General features: G+C 39.2%; 25 protein-coding genes and 6 pseudogenes. 9 read left to right on the top strand and 22 right to left on the bottom strand.

Translation table 11 applies throughout. The features are described from left to right. Nucleotides 1-193: pseudogene (locus ACOI1C_RS19770) on the bottom strand (nucleotide pyrophosphohydrolase); the annotation flags it as partial. Between the two features lie 168 nt (nt 194-361). On the opposite strand from ACOI1C_RS19770, the pseudogene ACOI1C_RS19775 reads away from it, so the two are divergent. Next, a pseudogene (locus tag ACOI1C_RS19775) lies at nt 362-532 on the top strand (GNAT family N-acetyltransferase); the annotation flags it as partial. Between the two features lie 172 nt (nt 533-704). Here ACOI1C_RS19775 and arr read toward each other — a convergent pair. From arr to ACOI1C_RS19795, 4 genes and pseudogenes are all read right to left on the bottom strand, one after another. Next, a complete protein-coding gene (arr, locus tag ACOI1C_RS19780; protein ID WP_422512292.1) occupies nt 705-1,121 on the bottom strand; it encodes an NAD(+)--rifampin ADP-ribosyltransferase in 417 nt (138 codons plus the stop codon). Nucleotides 1,122-1,609: 488 nt separating this feature from the next. Beyond that, nucleotides 1,610-1,912 (bottom strand): type II toxin-antitoxin system RelE/ParE family toxin, encoded by a 303-nt coding sequence (locus ACOI1C_RS19785; protein ID WP_422512293.1) that lies wholly within the window; start codon nt 1,910-1,912, stop codon nt 1,610-1,612. A gap of 8 nt (nt 1,913-1,920) precedes the next feature. Next, nucleotides 1,921-2,199 (bottom strand): type II toxin-antitoxin system Phd/YefM family antitoxin, encoded by a 279-nt coding sequence (locus ACOI1C_RS19790; RefSeq protein WP_422512294.1) that lies wholly within the window; start codon nt 2,197-2,199, stop codon nt 1,921-1,923. A 218-nt stretch (nt 2,200-2,417) separates the two neighbouring features. Further along, nucleotides 2,418-2,789, bottom strand: a pseudogene (locus ACOI1C_RS19795) (23S rRNA (uracil-5-)-methyltransferase RumA); the annotation flags it as partial. A 461-nt stretch (nt 2,790-3,250) separates the two neighbouring features. On the opposite strand from ACOI1C_RS19795, the gene ACOI1C_RS19800 reads away from it, so the two are divergent. Beyond that, nucleotides 3,251-3,454: a hypothetical protein gene (locus tag ACOI1C_RS19800; RefSeq protein ID WP_422512295.1), complete on the top strand. Its 204-nt coding sequence runs from the start codon at nt 3,251-3,253 to the stop codon at nt 3,452-3,454. A gap of 19 nt (nt 3,455-3,473) precedes the next feature. After that, nucleotides 3,474-3,629 (top strand): hypothetical protein, encoded by a 156-nt coding sequence (locus ACOI1C_RS19805; protein WP_422512296.1) that lies wholly within the window; start codon nt 3,474-3,476, stop codon nt 3,627-3,629. Between the two features lie 262 nt (nt 3,630-3,891). Here the strand turns inward: ACOI1C_RS19805 and asnS are convergent. The 8 genes and pseudogenes from asnS to ACOI1C_RS19845 all read right to left on the bottom strand — a co-directional run bounded on the left by asnS (nt 3,892) and on the right by ACOI1C_RS19845 (nt 12,571). Beyond that, a pseudogene (gene asnS, locus ACOI1C_RS19810) lies at nt 3,892-5,280 on the bottom strand (asparagine--tRNA ligase). A gap of 242 nt (nt 5,281-5,522) precedes the next feature. Next, nucleotides 5,523-6,485: a tRNA dihydrouridine synthase gene (locus tag ACOI1C_RS19815; RefSeq protein ID WP_422512297.1), complete on the bottom strand. Its 963-nt coding sequence runs from the start codon at nt 6,483-6,485 to the stop codon at nt 5,523-5,525. A 260-nt stretch (nt 6,486-6,745) separates the two neighbouring features. Beyond that, on the bottom strand, nt 6,746-8,146 hold the full coding sequence (gene rlmD / locus ACOI1C_RS19820) for a 23S rRNA (uracil(1939)-C(5))-methyltransferase RlmD (protein WP_422512298.1): 1,401 nt from the start codon (nt 8,144-8,146) through the stop codon (nt 6,746-6,748). After that, nucleotides 8,146-9,015 carry a DNA-3-methyladenine glycosylase family protein gene (locus ACOI1C_RS19825; RefSeq protein WP_422512299.1) on the bottom strand — a complete coding sequence of 290 codons (870 nt, stop codon included), beginning with the start codon at nt 9,013-9,015 and terminating at the stop codon, nt 8,146-8,148. The genes rlmD and ACOI1C_RS19825 overlap by 1 nt, the downstream gene beginning before the upstream one ends. Before the next feature lie 193 nt (nt 9,016-9,208). Beyond that, a complete protein-coding gene (locus ACOI1C_RS19830) occupies nt 9,209-9,355 on the bottom strand; it encodes a hypothetical protein (RefSeq protein WP_422512300.1) in 147 nt (48 codons plus the stop codon). A 122-nt stretch (nt 9,356-9,477) separates the two neighbouring features. After that, a complete protein-coding gene (pdaA, locus tag ACOI1C_RS19835) occupies nt 9,478-10,329 on the bottom strand; it encodes a delta-lactam-biosynthetic de-N-acetylase (protein WP_422512301.1) in 852 nt (283 codons plus the stop codon). Nucleotides 10,330-10,483: 154 nt separating this feature from the next. Further along, nucleotides 10,484-12,022, bottom strand: a complete 1,539-nt coding sequence (locus tag ACOI1C_RS19840) for a fumarate hydratase (RefSeq protein WP_422512302.1) — start codon at nt 12,020-12,022, stop codon at nt 10,484-10,486. Nucleotides 12,023-12,376: 354 nt separating this feature from the next. Continuing rightward, a complete protein-coding gene (locus ACOI1C_RS19845; RefSeq protein WP_422512303.1) occupies nt 12,377-12,571 on the bottom strand; it encodes an SE1561 family protein in 195 nt (64 codons plus the stop codon). Between the two features lie 112 nt (nt 12,572-12,683). Here ACOI1C_RS19845 and yfkAB point away from each other — a divergent pair. Both yfkAB and ACOI1C_RS19855 read left to right on the top strand, forming a co-directional pair. After that, nucleotides 12,684-13,496, top strand: a pseudogene (yfkAB, locus tag ACOI1C_RS19850) (radical SAM/CxCxxxxC motif protein YfkAB). A gap of 54 nt (nt 13,497-13,550) precedes the next feature. Next, complete coding sequence (locus ACOI1C_RS19855; protein WP_422512322.1) at nt 13,551-13,844, top strand: mechanosensitive ion channel domain-containing protein; 294 nt, start codon at nt 13,551-13,553, stop codon at nt 13,842-13,844. Nucleotides 13,845-14,185: 341 nt separating this feature from the next. Here ACOI1C_RS19855 and ACOI1C_RS19860 read toward each other — a convergent pair whose 3' ends face one another. Both ACOI1C_RS19860 and ACOI1C_RS19865 read right to left on the bottom strand, forming a co-directional pair. Continuing rightward, nucleotides 14,186-15,022, bottom strand: a complete 837-nt coding sequence (locus ACOI1C_RS19860) for a YfkD family protein (RefSeq protein WP_422512304.1) — start codon at nt 15,020-15,022, stop codon at nt 14,186-14,188. A gap of 86 nt (nt 15,023-15,108) precedes the next feature. Next, on the bottom strand, nt 15,109-15,711 hold the full coding sequence (locus ACOI1C_RS19865) for a YczE/YyaS/YitT family protein (RefSeq protein WP_422512305.1): 603 nt from the start codon (nt 15,709-15,711) through the stop codon (nt 15,109-15,111). A 356-nt stretch (nt 15,712-16,067) separates the two neighbouring features. On the opposite strand from ACOI1C_RS19865, the gene ACOI1C_RS19870 reads away from it, so the two are divergent. Beyond that, nucleotides 16,068-16,487 (top strand): pyridoxamine 5'-phosphate oxidase family protein, encoded by a 420-nt coding sequence (locus ACOI1C_RS19870; protein ID WP_422512306.1) that lies wholly within the window; start codon nt 16,068-16,070, stop codon nt 16,485-16,487. A gap of 305 nt (nt 16,488-16,792) precedes the next feature. Here the strand turns inward: ACOI1C_RS19870 and ACOI1C_RS19875 are convergent, their stop codons facing one another. Next, nucleotides 16,793-17,173 carry an OsmC family protein gene (locus ACOI1C_RS19875; protein WP_422512323.1) on the bottom strand — a complete coding sequence of 127 codons (381 nt, stop codon included), beginning with the start codon at nt 17,171-17,173 and terminating at the stop codon, nt 16,793-16,795. A gap of 335 nt (nt 17,174-17,508) precedes the next feature. Here ACOI1C_RS19875 and ACOI1C_RS19880 point away from each other — a divergent pair, with 335 nt between their 5' ends. Further along, a complete protein-coding gene (locus tag ACOI1C_RS19880; protein WP_422512307.1) occupies nt 17,509-18,678 on the top strand; it encodes an MFS transporter in 1,170 nt (389 codons plus the stop codon). A 339-nt stretch (nt 18,679-19,017) separates the two neighbouring features. Here the strand turns inward: ACOI1C_RS19880 and ACOI1C_RS19885 are convergent, their stop codons facing one another. After that, nucleotides 19,018-19,851, bottom strand: a complete 834-nt coding sequence (locus ACOI1C_RS19885) for a YihY/virulence factor BrkB family protein (protein WP_422512308.1) — start codon at nt 19,849-19,851, stop codon at nt 19,018-19,020. Between the two features lie 178 nt (nt 19,852-20,029). Between ACOI1C_RS19885 and ACOI1C_RS19890 the strand changes: the two genes are divergently transcribed. Further along, nucleotides 20,030-20,251, top strand: coding sequence for a DUF1128 domain-containing protein (locus ACOI1C_RS19890; protein ID WP_422512309.1), 222 nt, complete (start codon nt 20,030-20,032; stop codon nt 20,249-20,251). 19 nt (nt 20,252-20,270) lie between these two features. On the opposite strand, the gene ACOI1C_RS19895 is transcribed toward ACOI1C_RS19890, so the two are convergent. The 3 genes and pseudogenes from ACOI1C_RS19895 to ACOI1C_RS19905 form a co-directional block, all read right to left on the bottom strand. Beyond that, entirely contained in the window at nt 20,271-21,257 is a 987-nt protein-coding gene (locus ACOI1C_RS19895; RefSeq protein WP_422512310.1) for an HD-GYP domain-containing protein, read from the bottom strand. Nucleotides 21,258-21,336: 79 nt separating this feature from the next. Next, nucleotides 21,337-21,633: pseudogene (locus ACOI1C_RS19900) on the bottom strand (DUF2087 domain-containing protein); the annotation flags it as partial. A 98-nt stretch (nt 21,634-21,731) separates the two neighbouring features. Beyond that, complete coding sequence (locus ACOI1C_RS19905) at nt 21,732-22,508, bottom strand: DUF4397 domain-containing protein (protein WP_422512311.1); 777 nt, start codon at nt 22,506-22,508, stop codon at nt 21,732-21,734. Between the two features lie 131 nt (nt 22,509-22,639). Between ACOI1C_RS19905 and ACOI1C_RS19910 the strand changes: the two genes are divergently transcribed. After that, nucleotides 22,640-22,783: a hypothetical protein gene (locus ACOI1C_RS19910; RefSeq protein ID WP_422512312.1), complete on the top strand. Its 144-nt coding sequence runs from the start codon at nt 22,640-22,642 to the stop codon at nt 22,781-22,783. Nucleotides 22,784-22,836: 53 nt separating this feature from the next. Here ACOI1C_RS19910 and cax read toward each other — a convergent pair whose 3' ends face one another. After that, complete coding sequence (cax, locus tag ACOI1C_RS19915; protein ID WP_422512313.1) at nt 22,837-23,862, bottom strand: calcium/proton exchanger; 1,026 nt, start codon at nt 23,860-23,862, stop codon at nt 22,837-22,839. A gap of 2,331 nt (nt 23,863-26,193) precedes the next feature. Next, complete coding sequence (locus ACOI1C_RS19920; protein ID WP_422512314.1) at nt 26,194-26,565, bottom strand: DUF1992 domain-containing protein; 372 nt, start codon at nt 26,563-26,565, stop codon at nt 26,194-26,196. Between the last annotated feature and the right edge of the window lie 109 nt (nt 26,566-26,674).

Consider the following 26,674-nt stretch of genomic DNA (forward strand, 5'->3'; position numbering starts at 1 on the left):
ATACATCTGCCATCTCTTCTTTCATATTGTCCATAGATTCAATAACAGATTCCTCACTGCTTCTCCGTTGGAAATTTTCAAGTAGTTCATTCGCTTCTAAAGAGATTGAGATAGCTAGATCTTTCTCATTATGATATTCCTTCCAGCCTCTCTCATCTCGGAATTGGAGGATTTTTTGGATGATATCTTTCATTTGATCACCTTGGATTCTCTGTATTTTTTTGTAAGTATATTTTATTTTATCATTTGTTGATAGATATGGAATCGCATTTCAGAAAAATTGTCTACACTTCTTTCAAATGCATAATAAGGTGTAGAGTACTATCAAAAAATGGAGAGTGTCTTGCACCTAAGACTCCCTGCAGAAGAAGCAGCCCGGGCATTATTGAAGTATGGGTTTGAAGAATTGCAGCTTCATAGAATTATAGCTATCTGTCAGACAGAATACACTGCATCTTATCCTGTAATGGAGAAGGTTGGAATGCGCAGAGAGGGCTTCTTCAAAAAATGCAATCCACAAGGAGACACTTAGTGGGAAGAGTATTATTATGCCTTTTTTGATGAGGAATAGAGCTAGGTAAATAATCAAGAAAGTAACCATTCTCTGATGTGTTAGAATGGCTACTCATAGTACTCTAGGAAAACAGGTGCCTAGCACTATCCAAATAATTGGAGAGTGCCTGGCACCTGATGACTTTTGAAGATTACTCGTATATGACATCTTTTCCTTGTTCACGTAACTTTTTTAAAGATGTAAGCATATGGTTTATTTCTTCATCGGAATGTCTTTCCCATGAATTTAATTCAGCTATTATTTTCAAAGGCGATTTAGACCTATAAGAACGTGTTGGGTTTCCAGGATATTTTTTGTCAGTTAAGTTCGGATCATTTTCAAAATCACCTAATGGTTCTACGATGTAAATTCTTTCTTTTGATTTCGATGTTGCTAATTCAGCACCCCATTTAGCCGCATTTAATGTTGCAGTGAAATATATAAAATCAGATTTTTTGTCTTGGTAATTTGATAAGTGTTGCGGTTCTAATAGATCTCCAATTTTTAGTTCTGCTTTAGTACCATGAAAGAAAGGACCATTATCTAAGACTTCTTTTTTGTCATTCATACTGAAACACCTCTTATATTTTTAGATTTGTATAAACAGTATAGGACAGGAATTTCAGAAAGTGTATTCTATAAATAATTTATAGTTAGTAGTATAATGTAAGTAGAGAGAATGATTTTCGAACGACAATTATATAAACAATAAACAGTAACAGCTTTTTATAATCACCACTACATATTAAATACGATCTCACTCAAATCGAAATTATGCAGACACTAAGTTTCTTCGGTCATCAATGCACTTATTCATTATAGAAAAGAGATGCTAAGCACTTCCTGAGATTTGGAGAGTGCCTGGCATTTTTTTCAACAGCAGATTAATAACGTATTTATAACATTTTATAATATACAAACAGCGTTTCATAACTTCCAATGAAATTAGGTGCATAAATTAGGTACCAGGCACCAACCATAAAATTGGAGAGTGCCTCTGGCACCTAATAACTCTAGTCTAATGGGTGGGAGGGACAGGCCCCATCATGTGTTTTTTTATAATATTAAGTTGTGGTATTCTCTTCTTCCATCAACAATAGCATATATAATAACAGTCTGATCCGCCTCATTTATCTTATAAAAGACAAGATATCTTTCAACAATTACTACTCTATATCCCTGCCTTTTTAAAATCGAATATCTAGGTATACTTCCAGAATCCGGAAACTCCTGAAGACGATTGATTGCAGTTTCTATTTTTTCCAGATACCCAAGTGCAATATCAACATCGCTGGAATCCTCTGCAATATAAAATATGATGTCACGAAGTTGTTCCTCTGCTGTGTCCGTTCGTAACACTTTATACCTCATCCATTTTTCCTTTCAAGTAAAGAAGCACGAAGATCATTAAATGAATTCTGCATGGGTGCGACTCTCCCATTTTTCACATCGTCCTCAGCTTCTGCAAGTGATCGGAGTAGTTCCAACTCTGCTTTCATCTGATAGTAATCCTGCAATCCAAGAACCGCTGTATCACCTCGTCCATTTACGGTAATGATAACTGCCTCTCTGGACTCTTTGCACTGCTTAGAAATTTCATTATAATGATTTCTTAAATCTGCTGACGGTCTGATTGCTGATCCCATAATGTCACCTCTTACTGATATTTTTATCGGTAGTCATATTATATCATAATTTGACTATTTATTAAATGAATTATTCATTCCTGTATTTCCCCTCAAAAAAAACAGTGCCTATGCCCCAGCACTATAAAGCTTTCCCACAAGTAGGCACCAACCAGAAAACTGGTAATACGCCGCCCCAAAAAAAGCCCATCCTAAGTAGATTTAGAATGGGCTTCTTACTATTTCAAAATCAACTGAGCAACTACCTCTACGTGCGCAGTATGCGGAAACATATCCACAGGCTGAAGATATTTCACTTCGTATAGCTTACCCAACTCCGCCACCTCTTTGGCTAGTGTAGTAGGATTACAAGAAACATAAACAATCTTCTTAGGCTTCACTTTCTTCAATGTATCCAGCAATCCCTTATCACACCCAGTTCGAGGTGGATCAACAACCACTACATCAGTTTTCCAGCCTTCTTTTACCCATTTAGGCAAGACATCCTCTGCTTTACCCACTTAATATTTGGCATGCTTGAAACCGTGCTTTGCTGCATTCTTCCTTGCATCTGCAATGGATTCTGAAATCACGGGAAGTGCTAGAATTTCTTCCTTTAAATTTTATATAAATTTGTCAAAACAAAGGTTATGTATTAAAAAAATAGGTAAAATTACATACAGTCAATCAATAGATTGTACTATTTATGATACTATTTAACTATTTTCTTAAAATTTAAACCAAAAATTAGAGGATTTACCTATTCTTTTGTTTAACTCACCTTATGTAACAAAACAAAATTAGAGGAAGAATACTATGTTTAAAAAACTAATTGCCTCATTAATTGCTTTAGTTATCTTATTCGGAATTGGGGCATTATGGAAACTCTTTCATCAGGAGAAATTCAGGGTTAACATACTATAAAGAACAAAGAACAAATTATTTTTATCTGAAGGCATATGCTAAACCAGAAAACCCACTTTTAGACAGTCCAGCTGGAAGACTTGCTCCAAGGACTAAATATGCTTATGGAAGTTATAAAGTTGTTGATTTTAAGAACCTCGCTAGAGAAGTGGCAAATGCAAGACAAGATGTTCTAGTGGCTACTGCTGTTCTAGTAGGAGCAGCTGGTGTAGCAACATTTGGATGGTGGACTGTAATTGCTCTATTAAGTGCAGCTGGAACAGCTGGCATTGCTGCATGGGAAATATATAATGCGAGTAATGATGGAACTAGCGCAATGAAAGAGGCTTATAATCTCTTAGGTACTGTGTAATATAAAGGAGGTTAAAATTTTGTTTGATATAATTGTTACTATCTTAAATGTACTATTTTTAGTATTAATCTTTTATGGACTAATTGAAAAAAGAGAGGCACCTAGAAGGGAGAAAGTAACATATTATTTTCTATTATTTTTACTCTTATTCTCTCTTAAAATGTTTGGTAATTAGTGTAGCAATTTTGTATGTAACTGCGGCAACAAAGTACCACAATTGCACGATGTGATTATAATAAAAACGCAGCAACCAATGTAAAGTTGCTGCGTTTTTATTATTGAAATAGTTTTTAGAATTAACCACTTACGTGACTCAACTAACTTAGGGATATCTACAACTGTTTTTTCATGATATTCAACAGAAAAGGTGCCAGGCACTATCTAATTTTTGGAAGGTGCCTGACACTGAGGATATTGCCTGAATAGGCAAGCTAATTCTAAAAATCTGCACTCCCCGTTGTTCGTGGAAATGGAATAACATCACGGATATTTTTCATGCCTGTTAAGAACATAATCAGTCGTTCAAATCCGATTCCAAAGCCAGAGTGTTTGGTTCCACCATATTTTCTAAGCTCTAGATACCACCAGTAATCCTCTTCAGACATTTCCATTTCCTTAATTCTTTGAGTGAGAACTTCTTCTCTCTCTTCACGCTGACTTCCCCCGATTAATTCACCAATTCCAGGAACTAATAAGTCAGTCGCGGCTACGGTTTTTCCATCTTCATTGGCTCTCATATAAAAGGCTTTAATATCTTTCGGATAGTCCGTTACGAAAACAGGACGCTTTTACACCTGTTCGCACAGGTAACGCTCATGCTCTGTTTGGAGGTCAATTCCCCATTCCACTGGGAACTGGAATTCCTCTCCTGTATTCTTTAGAATTTCAACCGCCTCTGTATACGTAACTCTCCCAAAATCAGCTGAGACGAGCTGCTGCATTCTCTCTAGGACTGTTTTATCAATGAATGAATTAAAGAATTCCATCTCTTCCGGAGCTTCTTCTAGCACATAGCCTATTACATATTTGATCATATCCTCAGAAAGATCCATAATATCGCCGAGCTCGGCAAATGCAACCTCTGGCTCAACCATCCAAAACTCCGCAGCATGGCGAGCCGTATTTGAATTCTCCGCTCTAAATGTAGGGCCAAACGTATACACATTACGGAAAGCCAAAGCAAATGCCTCTGCATTTAACTGGCCACTAACCGTAAGATTCGTTTCCTTATTGAAGAAGTCTTGACTCTCATCAATACGTCCTTCTGTTCTAGGCAGGTTATTTAAGTCCAATGAGGTGACTCTGAACATTTCTCCTGCACCTTCTGTATCACTGCCAGTAATGATTGGTGTATGAACATAGACAAATCCTTTTTCCTGAAAGAATTTGTGTAGGGCATACGATGCCAATGATCGTACTCTAAATACGGCAGCAAACGTATTGGTTCTTGGACGTAAATGAGCAATTGTTCGCAAGTATTCTAATGTATGTCTCTTTTTTTGCAGTGGAAAATCTGATGTTGAAAGACCCTCTATACTAATTCTTTCAGCCTTAATTTCAAAGGGCTGCTTCATTTCAGGCGTTGGAATGACAACCCCTTCAACCATAACTGAAGAACTAATAGGTAATTTTACCACCTCTTTAAAATTCTCAAGTGTATCATCCAAAACTACTTGTACACTTTTAAAAAAAGTACCATCATTTAGTTCTAAGAAACCGATTGATTTCGAATCACGAAGAGTACGAATCCAACCTGAAAGTTGAATTTTCGCATTCAAAAAGCCTTCCTGTTGCTTGTACAGTTCTTTCACTGTTGTTTTTACCATAACTACCTCCTGAAAAATATGTACTATGCAAAAAGGACAAAAGGTGCCAGGCACTATCCAATTTTCTGGAAGGTGCCTGGCACTGGCACTTGGCACTTTGTAAAAAAACAGTGCCTGTGCCCCAGCACTAAGGGTGCCGGCTGCAAAGGAACTTGAAACTGAATAAAATAAGTACACATGAGTTGATGTGATTCATTTTTCCTCTAACTTTTGAATTACATCATTTCACTGTCCCCATCCCCTCAACATTCTTTTCCAAAGCTATCAAGCAATGCACGCACTTCATCTGTTGATTTCGTGTTCATCAATTGATTTCGTAATTCAGCCGCTCCAGGGAAACCTTTGACATAAATTTTGAAAAAGCGATGAAGCCCTGTGATTGAACGTGGTAGTGCTTCCGCATATTGATCTTGAAGATCAAGCTGTAGCCTTAGAAGATCAAGGTATTCTTTACTGCTATGCTCTTTGGGCTCTTTTTCAAAAGCAAAAGGATTTTTAAAAATACCTCGCCCGATCATCACGCCATCAATACCATATTGTTTAGCAAGCTGTAGCCCAGTTTGACGGTCAGGAATGTCTCCATTGATTGTTAGTAGCGTATTGGGTGCGATACGGTCACGTAATTGTTTGATTTCCGGAATTAGCTCCCAATGTGCATCTACTTGGCTCATTTCCTTTCTTGTCCGTAAATGAATAGAAAGGTTCGCAATATCTTGTTTTAAAATATGCGTTAGCCACTCCTTCCACTCATTTACATCTATATTGCCAAGTCGTGTTTTCACACTGACAGGCAGTCCGCTCATCTTTGCTGCTTGAATAAGTTCTGCAGCAACGTCTGGACGCAGAATAAGGCCACTACCTTTCCCTCTCGATGCCACATTAGGTACAGGGCAGCCCATATTAATATCGACGCCTTTAAAGCCTAGTTCAGCCATGCCGATACTCATTTGACGGAAATAGTCGGGATTATCCCCCCAAATATGTGCCACCATTGGCTGTTCATCTTCTGTAAAAATCAAACGGCCACGCACACTTTTTATGCCCTCTGGATGACAATAGCTATCCGAATTTGTAAACTCTGTGAAAAACACATCCGGTCGACCGGCTTCACTTACTACGTGACGAAAAACAACATCTGTCACATCTTCCATTGGTGCAAGTACAAAAAACGGCCGTGGTAAATCACGCCAAAAATTATCTATCATTTAAACTCAAATCCTCTCAATATGGATACAACTTCAAACTCTTGGTCAAAAAATATAGAGCCAAATGTGCTACTTCTTTTACACTTAAATCATGCTTACCATCTTCTTATCAAACGAAAAGTACATTTGGACTTTTATTATTTTTGAAAAAACTATTGTGAAAATCAGAAATGTTTATTTTAACAAAAATCAGTCCACAATGGTATTTTTATAAACAAAAAAGCAGATGATAGATTTTTTCTATATCATCTGCTTTTCTATTATACCAACTTCAACCAAGCCACTGCTTCAACATGCGCAGTATGCGGAAACATATCCACCGGCTGAAGATATTTAACTTCGTAAAGTTTACCAAGCTCCGCCACATCCTTAGCGAGAGTTGATGGATTACAAGAAACATACACAATTTTCTTCGGCTTAACTTTCTTCAAAGTATCCAACAATCCCTTATCACACCCAGTACGAGGAGGGTCCACAACCACAACATCCGGTTTCCAGCCTTCTTTCACCCATCTAGGTAGAACATCCTCTGCTTTACCAACTTCATATTTCGCATGCTTAAAGCCATGTTTCACAGCATTCTTCCTAGCATCATCAATGGATTCTGAAATTACATCCATCCCACGAAGTTCTCTTGCATTTTCCGCTAACCAAAGTCCAATCGTCCCCACACCACAATAGGCATCCACTAGCTTCTCAGTGCCAGTCAAACCTGCTGCCCTTTTCACTTCATCATACAGTTTAACGGTCTGCACTGGATTCAACTGAAAAAACGCTCTAGCCGAAAGCTCGAATTGGAGATCACCAAGCACTTCTTGAATAGTTTCTTTCCCACCTAAATGCAGGGTTCTGTCACCGAAAATCAACGAAGTCTTCTCTCCATTAATGTTTTGCATGATTGATTTTACATCAGGAAGTCTTTTTTTAATTTGCTCAACAAGTTGATCACGCTTCGGAATTTCTTGCTTCGTCGTAATGAGGATGACTTGTAGCTCACCTGACTGAATCCCAACTCTCGTAACGATTGTTCGAACAAGTCCTTTTCCCGTTTTTTCATTATAGATTGATATTTGTAATTCCTCTAATATGGTTTTAACAACCTGCGTCACTTGGTTGGTACTTTGGTGCTGGACCATACAATCAGAAATATCAATGAGTTGATGTGAGTTCATTCCATATAATCCTGCAATCACTTTCTGCTTGTCTAATCCTACCTGAAGCTGACTTTTATTACGGTAATTCCAAGGCTCCTCCATTCCGATTGTTGGTCGAATGTCCAATCCGTCTAGGGCAAACTTGGCATAACGCTCGAAAGCTTGAATGACGATGTCCCGTTTTCCCCTTAGTTGTGCCGCGTAGCTTAGGTGCTGCAACTGGCAGCCTCCACATTGATCATAGACCGGGCAAGGTGGCTCTACTCGATCTGCAGACTTTTTTCGAACCTTTTTAATCTTAGCTTCAATCATAGAAGGAAGGACTTTTGTTGCTACTGCAACCACTTCTTCACCTGGAAGGGCACCTTGGACGAATACGACTTTTCGTTTAAAAAAGCCAACGCCTTCTCCATTGATTCCAATTCTTTTTATCGTTAAAGGAAAGGCTTGTCCTACTTCTAGAACTGCTCCTTCTTGTTGAGTATTTTTCAATTTGATCCGCTCCATTACTTTTTTGTTTCGAGGCTACGCCATAGGTAGAGGGATGCATAGCTTAAATAAGGCTCCCAGCCCTGAGACAACTCGTCCATCTGTTCATAGGTTGGTTTTTGCTCCAATCCGAAATAGATCTTCATCGCATTTTGGATGCCGATATCGGCTTTTGGAAAGAGGCTCTGCCTGCCATATCCGAACAGTAATAAGTTTTGGATGGTCCACTGACCAATACCTCGGATTTTTATCATCTTGGCAAATACCTCTTCATCCTCCAACCTCTCAAGCTCCTCTAAAGATAAATCCCCGTTCACTATTAATTTAGAGGTGTCGATGACATATTCAGCTTTACGCTGACTAAACTGTAGCTCGCGTAATTCCTCTACAGATAAGGATGCCACTTTCTCTGGTCTCGGATAAAACCAGATACCCTCCTTTTCTTCACCATAGGTTTTAATCAAACGCTCTGTAAGTCGAAAGGCAAACTTCATGTTTAATTGCTGATGAATAATACACTTTAGCAAACTTAAATAGGGGTTCAAATCTAATACCAACGGAGTACCTATGTGCTGCTGAACGAGCTCGTGCAGATTTGTTTTTTCAAAATGAATGCCGACCTCTTTTAACGATACATTCCATTGGAAAAGTCGTGATACTTCCTTAAGTACCTCTTCTTTATGCCCTTGTCCACTAACCAGAAATACAGGGCTCTGTTCATCACCCAAGCCCTTAGTCGTCACGATCTCTTTTTTCAAGCCTATGTACATTGGAAACCGAATACTGCTTTCTTCTAGGTTTATGTGGTTTAGCGGATCCATAGAAAGTCGTTGCAATACACTATCAAACCGATAGGGGCCTTGTATTTTAATCGCTTCTTGCCACATCTGTAAACATCCCTTCCGAACAAATTCTTTATTGTTCGTATTATATCATGGAATGGGCCTATTTCTGAATGTTGGTAGATTTGCTTACCAAATTGTCAGTACTCATGGTTTTCACGTAACTGTGCTTTAGAAAGGCAAAGGGTACGGAAAGAAGACACCTGAAGCTGCACCAATATCTAGTACGGTGGAGTCTTCAAATTGCACCCTTTGATTTTGAAGCCATCGGATCATTCTGTTCGTACGTTTTTGCCCTCTTCACTAAACGATTGTTCTCTGCCCACCTGCTAAAGACTTCTCCGTCGATCCTATGCTTGCCTGTGGTTTTTAATTTCTTTGACAACGCTGTAGGGTCTTCATTCCAAGCTGTCTCCCACTATCACTTCGAACTTTTTTGTATGATATCTGTGAAACTGGCTATTCTAATTCATGGTAGCTTGAAACCATGAAAAATAGTGCCGATGCTCATGAGAGAACATCGACACTGTCCATTTCTTTAACATCGTCATAACCAAAAATCCATTGGTGTGGCATGACTCTTTTCATCATTAAATCATCAAGACTTTTAAATACATACCCTTGTGCTTGAAGATCGGTTATTATTTTTTCCATGGCTATTGAATTATCTTTGGATACTGTATGCATTAAAAGAATGGATCCTGGATGGATTTGTTTCATTACTTGGTTGTAGGAATGCATCCATCCTTGTTGTTGATCTATTTTCCAATCAACAAAGGCTAAGGACCAAAATATATTAGTATAGCCTAACTGTCCTGATAAGGCGAGTGTTCGTTCACTAAATATCCCTCTTGGTGCGCGTAGATATTGCATACCTTTCTTTCCGGTTAACTTCTCAAATTCTTCACGTACCAATTCAAGCTCATTCTTTAGTCTCACATCACTAACCTTTGTTAAATCAGGATGATGCCAAGAATGATTTCCTATTATATGGCCCTCTGCATCCATTCGTTTGATCAAATCAGGCTGGCTTTTCAAATAATGACCGGTTACAAAAAAAGTTGCTGGTACCTTTTTCTTTTTTAAAACATCTAAAATCGGTGATGTATATCCATTTTCATATCCATTATCAAATGTTAAATAGATTTCCTTTTTGGATGGGTCTCCTAAGTAGACGCTATTATATTCTGCCAAAAGCTTGTCTAAATGGTTACCGGCTGAAGGAGATTCATGATCAACACTTTTCTTAAATCCCCAGTGTATTCTCGCATTAGAGTAATTGGATGCTTCTATTGAATGGAGGGCCGAAAATAACAATAAGCATGTCACAATCATTGAACATCCTAGCTTCCACTTCATCCTGTCATCCCCTTTCGTAGGACTTTCTTGTAGACAACTGCATTCGTTTTATTGGCGTACAATTAGTCTTTGTCTGAAAGGTTAAATCATGCTGTGAAAGGTTTTCCAACACAAAAAACCATATGGAGTTGTATCCACATGGTTTTTTACATTTTTATTTGAATACTGGCTCTTTGAATAGAGCAAGCTTTTCAAGAGATGACATTTCAATATCTCTGTGTAAGCTGTTTCCGTGTGCATCCATTGTGACGACTGCCTTAAAGCCTTCTACTTTAAGGTGCCACATGGCTTCTGGTATTCCGAACTGCATTAAGTCGACACCTTCAACCGATTTAATACAGTCCGCATAATATTGTGCGGCTCCACCAATCGCGTTTAGGTAGACTCCTCCATGCTCTTGTAACGCAGCAAGTGTCTTGGCACCCATTCCACCTTTTCCGATTACCGCTCGGATACCAAAGCGTTTCATAATATCCCCCTGGTAAGGCTCCTCGCGAATACTGGTCGTTGGACCCGCTGCTTTTACATGCCATGTTCCTTCTTCGTCCTTTAACATAACTGGCCCACAGTGGTAGATAACCTGCCCGTTTAAATCAATAGGAGAGTCATTTGTCGATAAATACTTATGGATCGCATCGCGGCCTGTATACATAAGGCCGTTAATGCTCACAACATCTCCAACTTTTAAATCACGAATTTGTTCTTCTGTAATTGGAGCTTGTAAGGTAACTTCTCTTGGACCGTCAACGGTTTCGACATTCTCATCATCGACTTCTTTTGAAAAATCAATTTTATCACCTTCTTGGTATAACCAGTCTTGAATGTCTCCAGTAGTAGGATCTAGCTTTACTCCTAAACGGCGATAGGCCCAGCAATTGTAAGCAACTGAAACGAAGAAGCTTGCTGGAATACGGTGCATCACCCCGACTTTACAGCCAAGAAGAGTGGTTTCCCCACCAAAACCCATTGTGCCAATTCCTAACTCATTTGCATGGTTCATCACATATTCTTCAAGCTTGCGAAGCTCCTCATTTGAATTCACATCTTCTACTGAGCGGAATAACTGTTCTTTTGCGAGATCATATCCACTTGAACGATCCCCGCCAATTCCAACACCAATAAACCCAGCGCTACATCCTTGTCCTTGAGCTTGGTACACAGAATGCATCACACATTTACGAATGCCATCAAGGTCACGACCGGCACGACCTAAACCTTCTAGCTCCGTTGGCAAGCTGTACTGAATATTCTTGTTCTCACAGCCGCCACCTTTTAAAATAAGGCGAACATCAATATAGTCTTTTTCCCACTGCTCAAATTTAATAACGGGAACACCCTCACCGAGATTGTCTCCACTGTTATCACCGGACAACGAATCCACTGCATTGGGACGCATCTTCCCGTCCTTTGTTGCTTGAACCATCGCTAATTTGATGGCTTCTTTTATTTTTAGTTGGTTCACTCCAACTGGTGTTTTAATTTTAAAAGTAGGTAATCCCGTATCCTGACAAATTGGTGAAACCAATTCATCAGCCATCGTAATATTATTTGTAATCGTGGCTAACGACATCGCTGCACTAGTACCTGCATTTTCTTTACTTTTAGCTAGCTTTATCGCACGACGTACGTCCTTAGGTAAATTAGTTGAAGTTTCAACAATCAACTTGTACATACTTTCTTGAAGCTTTTGCATTGTATATAAGGCTCCCTTCCCTTGCCTGTAGTAGACATTGCGCTTAAAAAGACGCATTTTTTTATAGATTCTACCCTATTATACGACGGTAAGGAGGATTTCTAAAGGATTTTGTAGGCGTAGCTGATAACATGAAGAGAAATCAAATAAATCAGTCGAGGAGAATTTGCTGTAATCTTCGTATTTGCTCGGAAATCTGGATATATGCTCGAAAATCTCATTTTATGCTCGGAAATGATAAATTATGCTCGAAAACCGAGATATATGCTCATATCATGTAAGCCCTCGCCAAGCCTGGCTGTAAAAACGTGTTTCTAGCCAATTCACGCCTTTTTCCCCAAAAAGACCCAGAAATTACTCTGCGTCTCTCTGGTCTTTCTTAAATTGCTCTACTTTGACTTCCATATCCTCTAACAGCTGAATTAAGCGATCAATATCGTCAAGCTCAGCATGTTCTGGGTCTAAATGGTCAATGACCTCAATGAACATTTTTAAACGGTTTTGTAAATAAGATAATTGTGAGTCTTTATCTGTTACTGCATTACCCATGATTTCTCTCCTATCATTGTTGTTATTTTTATTCTATAAAGATATCATAAACAAAGTATTTTTTCAGGAAGGAATTTGATATGACTACAAAAGTACACATACCTATGTTCCATTGAAGGCTTATTTAGACATTCAAGAGTATCAAAAAAAGACCGTTAACAAAATTTGGAATTTACGACAACCACTTATGCAATATGCATTGTGAGCATTGTGCTGTTGGCTATATTCTTCTTCAGCTAAAGGATCTCGAATTCCCTTTTGCTCCAAAGATTAGAGGAAATTCCACAATCGCGTGCAATTAGCATTACAGGTGGCGAGCCCATACTGTCCCTTCAATTCACTAGAGAATTACGTGATTTCTTTATAAAAGTATGCCCATAGCCGAGTGGTTCGCACACAGATCAACTAAAAATTTAACATTAGAACTAGAAGCTATGAAAGAATGATACCTTACTTAGATGTTCTAAATAGCTCATATAACTGGGGTACCATTGATGATTTTGTAGAGGGCGGCTTTGCCATGATGGCACGAAAGCCATCGTATGAGCAGGGTATGCTTTATTTTGACAGGATGATTGAAAATGCAAGAGTGTTACGCATGCTGGCGTGATTGCCTCAGCTGAAACGATGTTGAATAAACGAACATTGCCATTTTTGGAGAAAATCCATCGTCAAATAATTGAGGCAATGGGCTGCCAAAGGCATGAGATTCATCCCATGTATCCTAGTGATTTTGGGAAGAATTTAGAAATCCTAACGAAGGATGAGATCTGTAATGCCGTTCATCACCTTCTTGATACTAGAGGTTTGCTGTTTGGCACAAGTATTTAACACGTGGCTAGAGTCTAAGCTGGCAAAAGAGTTAAATTGTCATTGTCTCGCTGTCAAATGTCTAGGACCGAACATCTTAGTGAAAAATAATTAAGCTGGTGTTGTCGGTATAATCGTTGGACTTGGTGCACAGAGTCTTATTCGGGATATTCTCTCAGGTCTCTTTCTATTATATGAAAAACAGCTGCAAAAAGGTGACTTTGTAACAGTCAATAACACGTTTAATGGAACGGTTTTAGGATATTGGGCTCGCTTTTTAAAGGTGAGAGAGTGGAGTGGGAAACTGCTGACCATTAGTAAGGGGGAAATCAAACAAATCCAGAGCTATAACATTGATCGGGTGCGTGTCATTGAAAAGGTCGTAGCCAGTTACCGAGAAAATCCCAACCATGTTTTCACAGCCTTAGAAGAGGTGTGTGCAGTTAAACAAGAGTGTTCCTGATTGTTTAAAGAAAGACGGAAATGATTGTATGATTGAGCCCTTTCAAGTTTATGGAATGACCTCGTTTCGTTACAAGCAAATTTTCGAGGATATGAGTATTCCATAACAGGGCTTGTAGAAGACACTCTTTATTGGGAAGCATCGAAATCAACCCGAAGAGTAATTGCCCAAGTTTTTTTTGAGAAGGGAATTTCACTAGCGAAGGAGCGGCTTTTTTAGTAACGAGCAGGAAATGCCAGCTTCGACTAAAACCAGGCAGAATGAATAGGTCTGGTTTAGCAATTACAATAAATATGAAAATCCCGCTTTAAACACACAGGCGGGATTTTCTGCTGTTTTTATTATCTCGGTCTCTCCGAAACAACGAATCCAAATGACACATGGTCCTGAACAGGAATCCATGCACCGATTCCCTGAGAGGTTATATTCTTTACAACAATACTTCTCTTATTTCCTTTTAGAACGATATACACTTCGCCAAACGTTACTTTTCCTTTTTCACTAACAGCTGGAGCGTAAGCATATAAATATCCTAGTCTTTTGGGAGCAATATTATAAACTTGATCTTTTTTGGTTCCTCCTCCAACGACTGTGTGGAAGGATAATGGGAGATTTGTTTTTTGCATGGCCTCGAGTAGCATCATTTTCTTCACTTCTTCAGTATTCTCGATTTTAGCCGTTAATCCACCTTTTACATGCTTCTCAGCTTCCTGCTGATAATGGATTTGTTTATTGATGGTTCCACCACGATTATCATTCAAGTTTGTATTTATTTTTTGATATTCCCAATTCGGGCTTGTTTCTGTAGATTCATAATTCAGAGGCCACTGTCCCATGTAGATGGTTGCACGGTAACCAAACGCCATTGGAGCATCAGATATCGATGTTTCATTCAGCATTTTAATTAAATCTGGATTCTCAATTGGGACTTCAGATGTTTCAATTAGCTGCTGTGAAAGGTCACTCGGTTGGAGATACGGTAAATCTTGCGTTGGGTTCGGATAGGTATTTTCCTTAGAAATGTTCATTACTGAACTTGGGACTTCTACTTTCCTAGAACTAGGGACTTCTACCTTCCCCTCTGGCTTCTCCTCCACCTTTTTTTGTTCAGCATATGTGGGATAAGTAAGACCTAACAAAAGAAAAGAAATAACAATAGCAGCGGCTATTTTTTTCATTCTACTTATTGCTCCTTTCAGGATAGATAAACTATGTTCTTAGTTTTTTCATTAAAGAATAAGTTTATCCATGAAAGGACCTTTTTTTAAAACCATTTATTCTTTAGTTGTTCTAGCCTAGGAAAGAAAAGTTGGACAAGTGGCCCCACTGAAAAAGCAATGATGATGGTTCCAAGGCCTATTGGCCCCTTAAAGACTAGGGCTAAAACAAGTGCTGTCAGCTCCCCAATTGTTTTCGCAATCATTAAATTTACTTTCAGTCGGAATTGAATGGACAGCATGAACCGGTCGATTGGGATCAAAGGATACTTGGCCTGTAAATAAGTGGAAATCCCAAGAGAAAGAAAGACGAGCCCTAGAAGTAAAATCACGATTTGATGCATAAATTGTGTTGGATTTAAGGTCTTAAAAACATAAATGAGCCAAAAATCAATGAGTCCACCGACAATTACAATGGTCAGGACTGCGAATATATCTGGTCTCTCTTTTAATAGGAGTGCATTTAGAAGGATAAGAATGAGTCCAACGATAATGACCCAACTTCCAACAGTCAATCCAAATGTAGACGATAATCCTACGTTCAGTGCATCCCAAGGTCCCGCTCCTAAATCCGATTTTATCGTTAATGTTACTCCGATTGATAAGATGAGAAGTCCGATTAGATAAAATGTTAATCTTTTACTATGCATATATTTCTCCTTTGATTGTCATTATGAATAGCATACCACTTTTTGCATCATGTTAGATTTTACCAACTTTTTAAACTAATTTGAATATTTACAACATTTAATTTACATGCTACAATGAAGTCACCCTAAAGCTTTTCATTCCTTAATTCCTAAGTTTTATTTGCACTCATTAGTATGCCCTACCAACGAGCCCTGTCATTATGACAGGGCTTTTTGAATTAATATCTACATTTTATCGCTTTAAAGGAATGGGGGCCAGGCCCCCATTCCTTTAAAGCGATAAAGTTTGTTATAAAATTCTTTGGTTTTGGCATATTAAGTGGTAGTAAATTTATTAAAAAGGGGAGCTGGGAAGTATGGATGAGAAGTTGAAACAAAAAGTGGTTGAGTTAATGGATGGTAATAAGGTTGGAACGTTAGCGACTATTCGAGAGAACAAGCCATTTACTCGTTTTATGAATTTTAATCATGATGAAGTAACCTTATATACCGCTACAAACAAGCATACACATAAGGTAGAGGATATCTCTCAGAATCCTTCTGTTCATATTCTACTGGGCAATGAAGGTGGCTCTTGGCATGAATCATACTTGGAAATTGAAGCAGTAGCAGAGATAACCGATGATGCTGCATGGAAGGAAAAATGCTGGGATGAGCATTTGCACAAGTGGCTAGAAGGTCCACAGGATCCCAATTATGTCGTGTTGAAACTTACCCCAAAGAGTATTCGAGTATTTAGTGAAGCAGGGAAAGATCCAGAGGAATTATCGTTATAACGCTTTTTTTAAGGTATACCTACAAATTAACAATCTATATAAAAGCAGTGGATTTCAACGATGAAATCCACTGCTTTTTACTTTCCAATAGGTAGAAATTGTTTAATTCGACTAATTGTTGTTTTTAAACTAGCGTGCAATTTATTTTGATGCCCATCATGTCAAAATTAACGTGGTCGGTAAACTAAGGTGCTCTTTGTTGACCGTTAACAGACAATATTGGCGCGGACGGTAACCTAAGATCCATTTTGATGCCACGTGAATAGAAAAATCTTAATTGAAATTCTTTATGCAGCTAAGATTTATTATAAAAGCTCAAACGTCTCTTCGATCACAATACTCCCTTCAACTGATTGCACCATTGGACAGTTCTTCCTTGCAAGGTGAATAGCCTTTTCAATCGAATCATGCTTTAAGTCTTGACCCTTGATACGATAGTGAATGATGATTTTCTCTATTTTATTTGCTCTGTCGGGGTCTCTTTTTACATCCGTGTCAATGGTGATGTCTTCAACCAACATTTTCTTCTTAGTTAGAATCGTTCGTAACACACCTCCACTACAAACGGCAATGGACGCGGCCATTAACTGATACGGGCGAAATCCATATTCCTCGTTACCTGACACATGAAGCTCTCCAAATTCTAAATCTGCTTTAAACCCAACTTCCTTCATTTCAAATCTCATTAAAATACACATCCTCATTAAACTTTTTAATAGCCTATATACAAACATTATAAGAGGGTGTTCAAAAAGTCCGGCAAAAATAGCTTCAAATTTCTTCGTCAGCTCGTCTCTCCGCTCCTCACGTATACAAAACATACGCTCCGGTGCTCAAGACTTCGCTTCCTCGAACTTCTTTGCTCTTTTTGTCCTCCTTTTTGAACAGACTCTATAATGAAAAAAGTACTTGTACGAATAGAAATTCAACACCATTCCTCGAATATTAAGGTTGGCATTCTAATCATTCGATGATACCATCTCTTATGTATGATTTCTTTCATAAAGAATCGAGGAACAAAATGAACAATCGTTTTAGATTTTGGATTTTAGTTAGCATTGTGGCAATATCGGGCTTTTCTCAAGGTATGCTTCTGCCTTTAATCGCCATCATTTTCGAGAAAAGCGGTCTAAACCCAACGATCAATGGATTAAATGCAACGGCCTTATATATTGGAATATTAGTAGCCTCACCCTTCATGGAGAATCCCCTACGAAAATATGGTTATAAGCCGGTTATTATTTCTGGTGGATTTCTCGTCATCATAGCACTCGCTCTTTTTCCAGTATGGAGTTCCTTCTGGTTTTGGTTTACTCTCCGGCTACTTATTGGGGTTGGGGATCATGCCTTACACTTTGCCACTCAAACATGGATTACCTCGTTCTCAACCAAAAACAACTTAGGAAGAAACATATCCTTATACGGTTTATTCTTTGGTATTGGTTTTGCAGCAGGTCCACTTATGACTCCGTTAGTCAACATCAATGAGGCACTGCCCTTTATTGTTTCTTCTGTTCTTTGCTTGATAGGTTGGATATTTCTATTTTTCTTAAAAAATGATTTCCCAGAACAACAAATGGAAGTAAATTCATTTATGAACACGATTAAACGTTTCAATAAAGCCTGGAAATACGGATGGGTAGCTTTTCTTCCACCACTAGGATATGGATTTTTAGAAAGCTCATTAAACGGGATATTTCCTGTATATGGACTTAGAATAGGCATCAGTGTAACAAATGTATCCATCTTACTCACTTCTTTTGCAGTTGGTAGTATCATTACTCAGCTTCCATTGGGGATATTAAGTGATAGAATTGGGCGTCGTAATGTGATCATTCTTGTGTTATCAACTGGCGCGGCTGCCTTTATCGCCTCAAGTCAGCTAGAACATTCTATCGTTGGTCTAGCCATATCTTTTATAATCGCAGGTATGATGGTTGGATCTACTTTTTCACTAGGGATTAGTTATATGGCAGACCTCATGCCAAAGAACTTATTGCCTACAGGAAATTTATTATGTGGTGTTTTCTTTAGTATCGGAAGCCTTGCAGGTCCTATATTGGGGGGGCTCTTTATTCAAGTGTTTCAACAAGTTAGTTTCTTTCATGTTATTAGTTTCGTTTTATTAAGTATTTTAGTTGCTGTTTTAAGTTCTGGGAAGAAAGCTTTGCAACCTGTTAATGAAGGCTAGTCATTTATTTTTAGAATTATATTTATTCAACGCACGAAAGAAATTACAGGGGATCCGATGTTGTGTATGACAGATGCAGAAAATCGAGCACATTTATAATACAACCTGCTAACAACTTGAATTAATAGCAGAGTAAAAGGGACCCCAATAGGTCCCTTTTTTTAATGATATCCATTTTGTCCATTTGCACTACTACTCGTTTTCTGTCCAGGGCTTTTACCGCCGTCTTTCGTCTTGGTTTTTTTCTTCTTACTCATTAAGCAGTCCCCCTAAAAGAAATGAAAGTATGTCTTTCAATACTAGCTTCTCCCTATAAGCAACGTCCTAATGAAGGAAATATTATGTAAGCTTTTCCTCTCGAAAGCAATTTAGAATTGCATTGATTTCTCCACCAATGAGAATAATCATCCCTGTTAAATAAAACCAAATCATTAAAACGATGATGCCTCCCAGGCTCCCATATGTTGCTGAGTAATTACCAAAATTCCCAACGTAGTAGGAAAATACCGAGGAAACAAGAATCCATCCTAAAGTGGCAAAAACTGCACCGCTAAAGACTTCTTTCCAATGTAAATGCTTGTTCGGAGCAAAATAATAAAGACAGCTAAATACAATTAAGAGAACGATAAAGCTAACTATCCACCTTGCTGCATTCCATATCGTTAAAAAGGTATCGGATAAACCAAAGGCCGAAAACACAAAAACTCCAATTTGCTCACCGAAAACAGGCAATAATAAGGCAATAACAATCACAACGATCATCGCAAGCGTTAGTAAAACAGACATTAGTCTCGCTACAATGAAAGAACGAGTTTCTTTTACGTCATAGGCTCGGTTAAATGCTCGAATGACAGCATTTAGTCCATTTGATGCTGTCCAAATGGTGGCGATAATTCCGAATGAGAGTAATCCTCCATTTTGTTTTTCTATAATGGCAGCTAAAGTTGTTTCAATCATCTTCATTGTTTCTCCAGGCGCATATTGCCTCATAAACTCAAGTACACTCTCTTGCGAAAAAGGTAAATACCCGATAAGAGTGATCAAGAAGATTAGGAATGGAAAAAGTGATAGTAAGAAAAAGTAGGCTAACTCAGCTGATAAGCCTGCTATTTCATCATTATGGTATCTTTTCCAAAGTTCTTTTAGTAAAGATTGATCTGAGGACTTCTTCATAACCTATTCAACCCAATCTCTTTTTTGTTTTATTTTCCCTAGATTTACTTATATTAAACTAGGGTAGAATTTCATAGAATTTCTCCGAAAAATTAAAGTTGGTGGTAATGGTTTTATCATGTTTTGAATTTTTCATGATACAATAATGATAACGTGCTATTTGAAGGAGCTGATACGGTTGGATTTGAAAGAAAAAAAGGTTGAAAACATTGAATATATGGTGACCGAGATTACTACAAAATTAAGAATTCTTAATGCTGGTGTTTTAAAATCATCTCATTTTAGTGAGGAAGCATACGAAGAGCTTAAGGATATTTATATGCTTGTAAAGAACAAAGATCACTTTTCAATCAGTGAAATGCAAGCCATTGCAGAAGAACTAGGAAATTTAAGAAAATAGTGCAGCTATTGTAGCTGCACTATTTTTCTGATTCGACAATCCCGGTAATCAAGAGTGTGTAATGATCTTCAAGCGATATCTCCTGATTGGAGTCTAAATATCGAACAACTGGACGCTGCATAAGCGATCTAATCTTTGTTACAATAGCCTTTTTTCCATTGTTTAGCATAACCTTTGTCCCTGGTGAGTAGCTCGGGATGCTATCGATAAAGGATTGAACAATCTCTTGACTATATCCCACTCCACTTTTAGTCATAATCATCTCCATGGCCATGTGTGGTGGAATATTCTCTCGAGAGATCATGTTCTCATATAGATTACAAATTCCACAAATCTGGGCAAAATCATGAAATTCCTTATCAGATATACCTCTTGGAAATCCTTCTCCATTTAATTGCTCATGGTGCCCAAAGGCTACATGTGCAGATATTAACTTCACTTCTCTTACCTTACGTAAGTAATCGAATCCAGCTTGGGGATGTTGTTCATCATCAGTTGTAACAGCTTTGCCAATATCATGTAATAAAGCCCCTAAGGCCAAATCCCTTAATCGTAGGCTATTAACTGATAATTTTTTTGCAACCTGAAGAGAAAGCAGCGTAACATTTACTGCATGGGCATATTTACGCAGGTCTTCTGGAATGGAGGTTGTAGGTATGAGGACAATTGCTTTTCTCTTTGAAACTTCATCAATCAGCTTCGAACAGATTTTTTGAAGCTCACGAATTTCAAATATTTTTTTGGAGGATGCAACCTCATACACTTTTTGGATACCTTCAATGGCATCCATCCATGTCGGCATGTCCACCATTTCTTCCATTGTAATGTCCTTTGAAATAAAATCCTCAACAAAAAGGTACCGGATATCCATGTCCTCTAATCGTTCTAAATATTTAGGATGAATGGTCCTGCCAGCTGCTAATAACACCCTTTTTCGTCGGTCATATATGGGCCTCGCCAATTGCATGGTTATTTGGTTATATTCAGAGATACCTATTAATCTCATTAGCTAACTCCCTTTTTCTGCGCGCTACATCTATTATTAAATCAAAAAGACTAGGATGTTTACTTCCTAGTTCCGATTATCAGGAAAGGGATTCCCCTCTCTTCCATAATTCTTTAGGGTTACGTTCATATACCGAATCCTCTCGGTACATAAATTGATTCACTATGAATTCTCTTCTTATTGTAGCAAAATCCTCGTGGAAATGCTTGATAAATTCATTCATTTCTTTTTCCTGATACTTTCTGCCATGCTCTAATTTTTCAACCATAAACTCTAGAATGATTAATTTTTTCTTCATTTGAGAGGGTATCTGCTTTAATTTTCCTTCTTTTGTGAAAAAATTACGAATCACATTCTCTCTCACTTGTTGGTGTTCCATTTTTGGTAACCGTCCCTTCCATTTCTTCTTTCACTAAAACAAGTATATCAAAAAAACACCACTTAACATTAGTGGCGTTTCCAAGTATATAAAAATTACGAATCCTTCAAAACAAGTGCATCCAATGCTGGTGAACCACCTGCTAGACCCACAGCATAGATGGAGTAAGCTGTATTTGGTAGGAGGGTTAAGGTAGGAACTTCTAGTGCAACATTGTTCGTTCCACTGACTATCACTTGTAAATCCACTTTACCCGACGGAACATTTTGATACGGACTTGAATCTCTAAATGCAATCTCAGAGAACAAAACATCCCCTCTTTTCGTTACTATATCAACTGCAGGGGCATTAGGAGATAAATGTACAAACCTAGCTTTCGTTTGACCATATTCTACAAATGGTTTATCTACAACGGGCTGAAGATCTAGGTCATTTAATGTGCCCGTTGCAGCTAACGTGTAATAAACGCTTGGCATAACAGTAACATTTTCTCTTAACACAGGTTGATTCATCTGTCCCGCAGGATAAACCTCAATAGTATGTGGCCCAACAGGAACATCTAAATATTCACTATATTGTTTAAAAAACACTCCTTGAAGGACTTTTTGTCCATCTACATAAATATCCACTGCTGGTGCATCTGGAGAAGCATGTAAAACCCTTACTTTTGCTTTTGTCACATCATCGGTAGGCCTTTCAAAACGATATTTTCCTTGATTCAAACACATGAAAGCTTGTTGCATGGCTTGAAGATGCTTTTGATAATAGTGAATATGACAGGCTGGATCATGGTACTTAAAATACGTCGACATAAGATCATATTTTGCAGCTAACAAAAAGTAATAATCGGCTTGTGGATTCATAGGATACATTCACAATTCCCCCTTTTATTCATTCCTTTAAAGGCTATGACTAGCTGCTTGACTACTTTCCTACCTTTTTTGTAAATGAATAATCAAGTCCTTCCACTCTTTGCATATATGTAGATAAGGGGGAATGCAAAATGGTTGCGATGTGGCTAACTTTGTTATCTTTATTTGCTTTGTTGATGATGGGGCTTTTCGTTTTTTACTATTCAATTAGAAGTAGCGTCGAACCAAACGATTCTCATAAGATTGACCCGTTACCTGAAAAAAGGGAAAAGTAAGAAGCTACCAGATGTCGGTAGCTTTTTTTGTGTTCTTATTCTTTTTAAAGTTTTTAAAGTAAATAAAACCCTATTCCCATAATCACATAGGCAGCAAGTAAAGTTGCTCCTTCAAACCAGTTTGTATCTCCGTCATTTGTTATGGAAATAGTTAATAGGACTGCCGAAACCATCGCAATCAATTCTGGTAAAGAAAACACGAGTGGCATGCTCACAGGAAAAAATAACGAGATGAGAACTAATAGTGGTGCCACAAACATAGCTATTTGTAGCGTCGATCCTACAGCAATTTCAACGGCAATATCCATCTTATTTTTATAGGCAAATATGATAGCAGATGCGTGTTCTGCCGCGTTCCCCACGATTGCAACAATGATTACCCCGATAAATAATTCCGTCCAGCCAAACACCTCAGCAACTTCAGTAAAGGTATGTACAAGGCTTTCTGAAACATAGGCAACAGCAACTGTTGCTAAAGCGAGTACAATGATCGCCTTCCACTTGCTCCATTCTGGCTCTTCATGTGAATGCTCAGCTTCACTTTTATGCTGATACACCCCACGATGCGTCACTAAGCGGAACATTAACGCTGCCACATAGAGGAAGATTAATATGACTGATATTCCTATACTTAAGCTGAGTGTCTTTGATTCATTCATTGTCATTGAAAACACCTCTGGAATCACAAATGCTACAATAACTGCAAACATAAGTAACCCTGAATTATGACGTGCATCATGAACATTAAATGTTTGCCTCTTATACTTTAAACCTCCAACAAAGAAGGATAGTCCTGCAACTAACAGTAGGTTCCAAAGGACAGACCCGGTTAAGGAAGCGAGTACAACACCTACTAGACCAGCTTTCAAGGCGAAAATGGAAATAATAAGCTCCACTGCATTACCAAACGTCGCATTTAATAATCCACCAATTTGAGGCCCTGCTACAATGGCTAAGCTTTCAGTTGCTCTGCCCATAAAGCCAGCCAAGGCAACAATCGTTATGCAGTAGATGACAAACATTAACACAGTCGGCCAGTGCAGGAAGCCCCCAATTACAGATAGATAAAGGCAATCCAATTAGAAGAACAAAGAAAAACAGTTTATTCACCATGACACTACCTCGGTTCTATTCTGTTTACTCCAACGTTATCATATTGTTCTCAGTCCCGATTAAGCTCTATTTGGGACACGGGCTTCCTGTTTTTCCCGATCTCAGTCCCGATTAGGCTCTATTTGGGACACAAGCTTCCTGTTTTTGCGGTTCACAGTCCCGATTAGGCTCTATTCGGGACACGGGCTTCCTGTTTTTGCGGTTCACAGTCCCGAATAGGCTCTATTTGGGACACGGGCTTCCTTTTTTTGCGGTTCACAGTCCCGTTTAGGCTCTATTTGGGACACGGGCTTCCTTTTTTTTGTTCTCAGTCCCGATTAGGCTCTATTTGGGACACAAGCTTCCTTTTTCTCCCGATCCAGTCCCGATTAGGCTCTATTTGGGACACAAGCTTCCTTTTTTTCCGGTTCCCAGTCCCGAATAGGCTCTATTTGGGACACGGGCTTCCTTTTTTTCCGGTTCCCAGTCCCGATTAAGCTCTATTCGGGACACAAGCTTCCTTTTTCTCCCGATCCCAGTCCCGATTAAGCTCTATTTGGGACACAAGCTTCCTTTTTCTCCCGATCCAGTCCCGATTAGGCTCTATTTGGGACACAAGCATCCTGTTTTTCCGCTACCCAGTCCCGATTAGGCTCTATTTGGGACACAAGCTTCCTTTTTCTCCCGATCCAGTCCCGATTAAGCTCTATTTGGGACACAAGCATCCTTTTTTTCCGGTTCCCAGTCCCGATTAGGCTCTATTCGGGACACAAGCTTCCTTTTTCTCCCGACCCAGTCCCGATTAAGCTCTATTTGGGACACAAGCTTCCTTTTTCTCCCGATCCAGTCCCGATTAGGCTCTATTCGGGACACAAGCTTCCTTTTTCTCCCGACCCAGTCCCGATTAAGCTCTATTTGGGACACAAGCTTCCTTTTTCTCCCGATCCAGTCCCGATTAGGCTCTATTTGGGACACAAGCATCCTGTTTTTCCGGTTCCCAGTCCCGAATAGGCTCTATTTGGGACACAAGCATCCTTTTTCTCCCGATCCCAGTCCCGATTAGGCTCTATTTGGGACACAAGCATCCTGTTTTTCCGGTTCCCAGTCCCGATTAGGCTCTATTCGGGACACAAGCTTCCTTTTTTTCCCGATCCCAGTCCCGAATAGGCTCTATTCGGGACACAAGCATCCTGTTTTTCTGTTTCCTAGTCCCGATTAAGCTCTATTCGGGACACAAGCTTCCTTTTTCTCCCGATTCCAGTCCCGATTAGGCTCTATTCGAGACACAAGCTTCCTTTTTCTCCCGATCCCAGTCCTGATTAGGCTCTATTTGGGACACAGGCTTCCTTTTTCTCCCGACCCAGTCCCGATTAGGCTCTATTTGGGACACAAGCTTCCTTTTTCTCCCGATCCCAGTCCCGATTAGGCTCTATTTGGGACACAAGCATCCTTTTTCTCCCGATCCAGTCCCGATTAGGCTCTATTTGGGACACAAGCATCCTTTTTTCCGGTTCCCTGTCCCGATTAAGCTCTATTCGGGACACAAGCATCCTTTTTTTCCCGATCCCAGTCCCGATTAGGCTCTATTTGGGACACAAGCTTCCTGTTTTTCCGGTTCCCAGTCCCGATTAGGCTCTATTTGGGACACAAGCTTCCTTTTTCTCCCGATCCCAGTCCCGATTAGGCTCTATTTGGGACACGGGCTTTCTTTTTCCCGGTTCCCAGTCCCGAATAGGCTCTATTTGGGACACGGGCTTCCTTTTTCTCCCGACCCAGTCCCGATTAGGCTCTATTCGGGACACAAGCTTCCTTTTTCTCCAGATCCCAGTCCCGATTAAGCTCTATTCGGGACACAAGCATCCTGTTTTTCCGGTTCCCAGTCCCGAATACGCTCTATTCGGGACACAAGCTTCCTTTTTCTCCCGATCCCAGTCCCGATTAGGCTCTATTCGGGACACAAGCATCCTTTTTCTCCCGATCTCAGTCCCGATTAGGCTCTATTTGGGACACAAGCTTCCTTTTTCTCCCGATCCAGTCCCGATTAGGCTTTATCCGGGACACAAGCTTCCTTTTTTCCCCGATCCCAGTCCCGATTAGGCTCTATTTAGGACACAAGCATCCTTTTTTTCCCGATCCCAGTCCCGATTAGGCTCTATTCGGGACACAAGCATCCTTTTTCTCCCGATCCCAGTCCCGATTAAGCTCTATTCGGGACACAAGCATCCTTTTTCTCACGATCCCAGTCCCGATTAGGCTTTATACGGGACACAAGCATCCTTTTTTCCCGTTCCCTGTCCCGAATAGGCATCATTCTTGGACTATTTGAACTTACTATACATCTTATCTCCGTAATCCTTAAATGCAGAAGAATTTGATATCTGCCGCTTTTTCACTAAGCTATTTAGTCGGACTGTTTTCGCATTTAGCTGCCTCTTAAAGATTCCTATTTGATGTTCATCCTTACTACTAGCTATTAGATCCTCAATCGTTTTCATTTCACTCTTTAGCTTATGCTCCTCAGGATTATAGCCACCATTTTTAAGCATTTTATACGCCATTCGGAGCTCCTGGGGAATGGAGGACAAATCTTCTAGCTCTAAAGGTTTTCCATAACCAGGAAGGTCTTTAAATTCTCCTTCTTCATACGCTCTTCGAATCTTGTCTTCTGAAGCCACTATTGAATAATCCACCCTGTTCACCTCTTTCGATCATTTTCCTTCTCCTATTATTGTATCGAAAAAAGGTAACAGATAAGCCGTTTAATTAGGACAAAATTCTGAACAAATTAAGTAGATTTTT

Origin of the sequence: Bacillus sp. DJP31 (genome assembly GCF_049310945.1) — a bacterium.
In the GTDB taxonomy this organism is placed as follows: domain Bacteria; phylum Bacillota; class Bacilli; order Bacillales; family SA4; genus Bacillus_BS.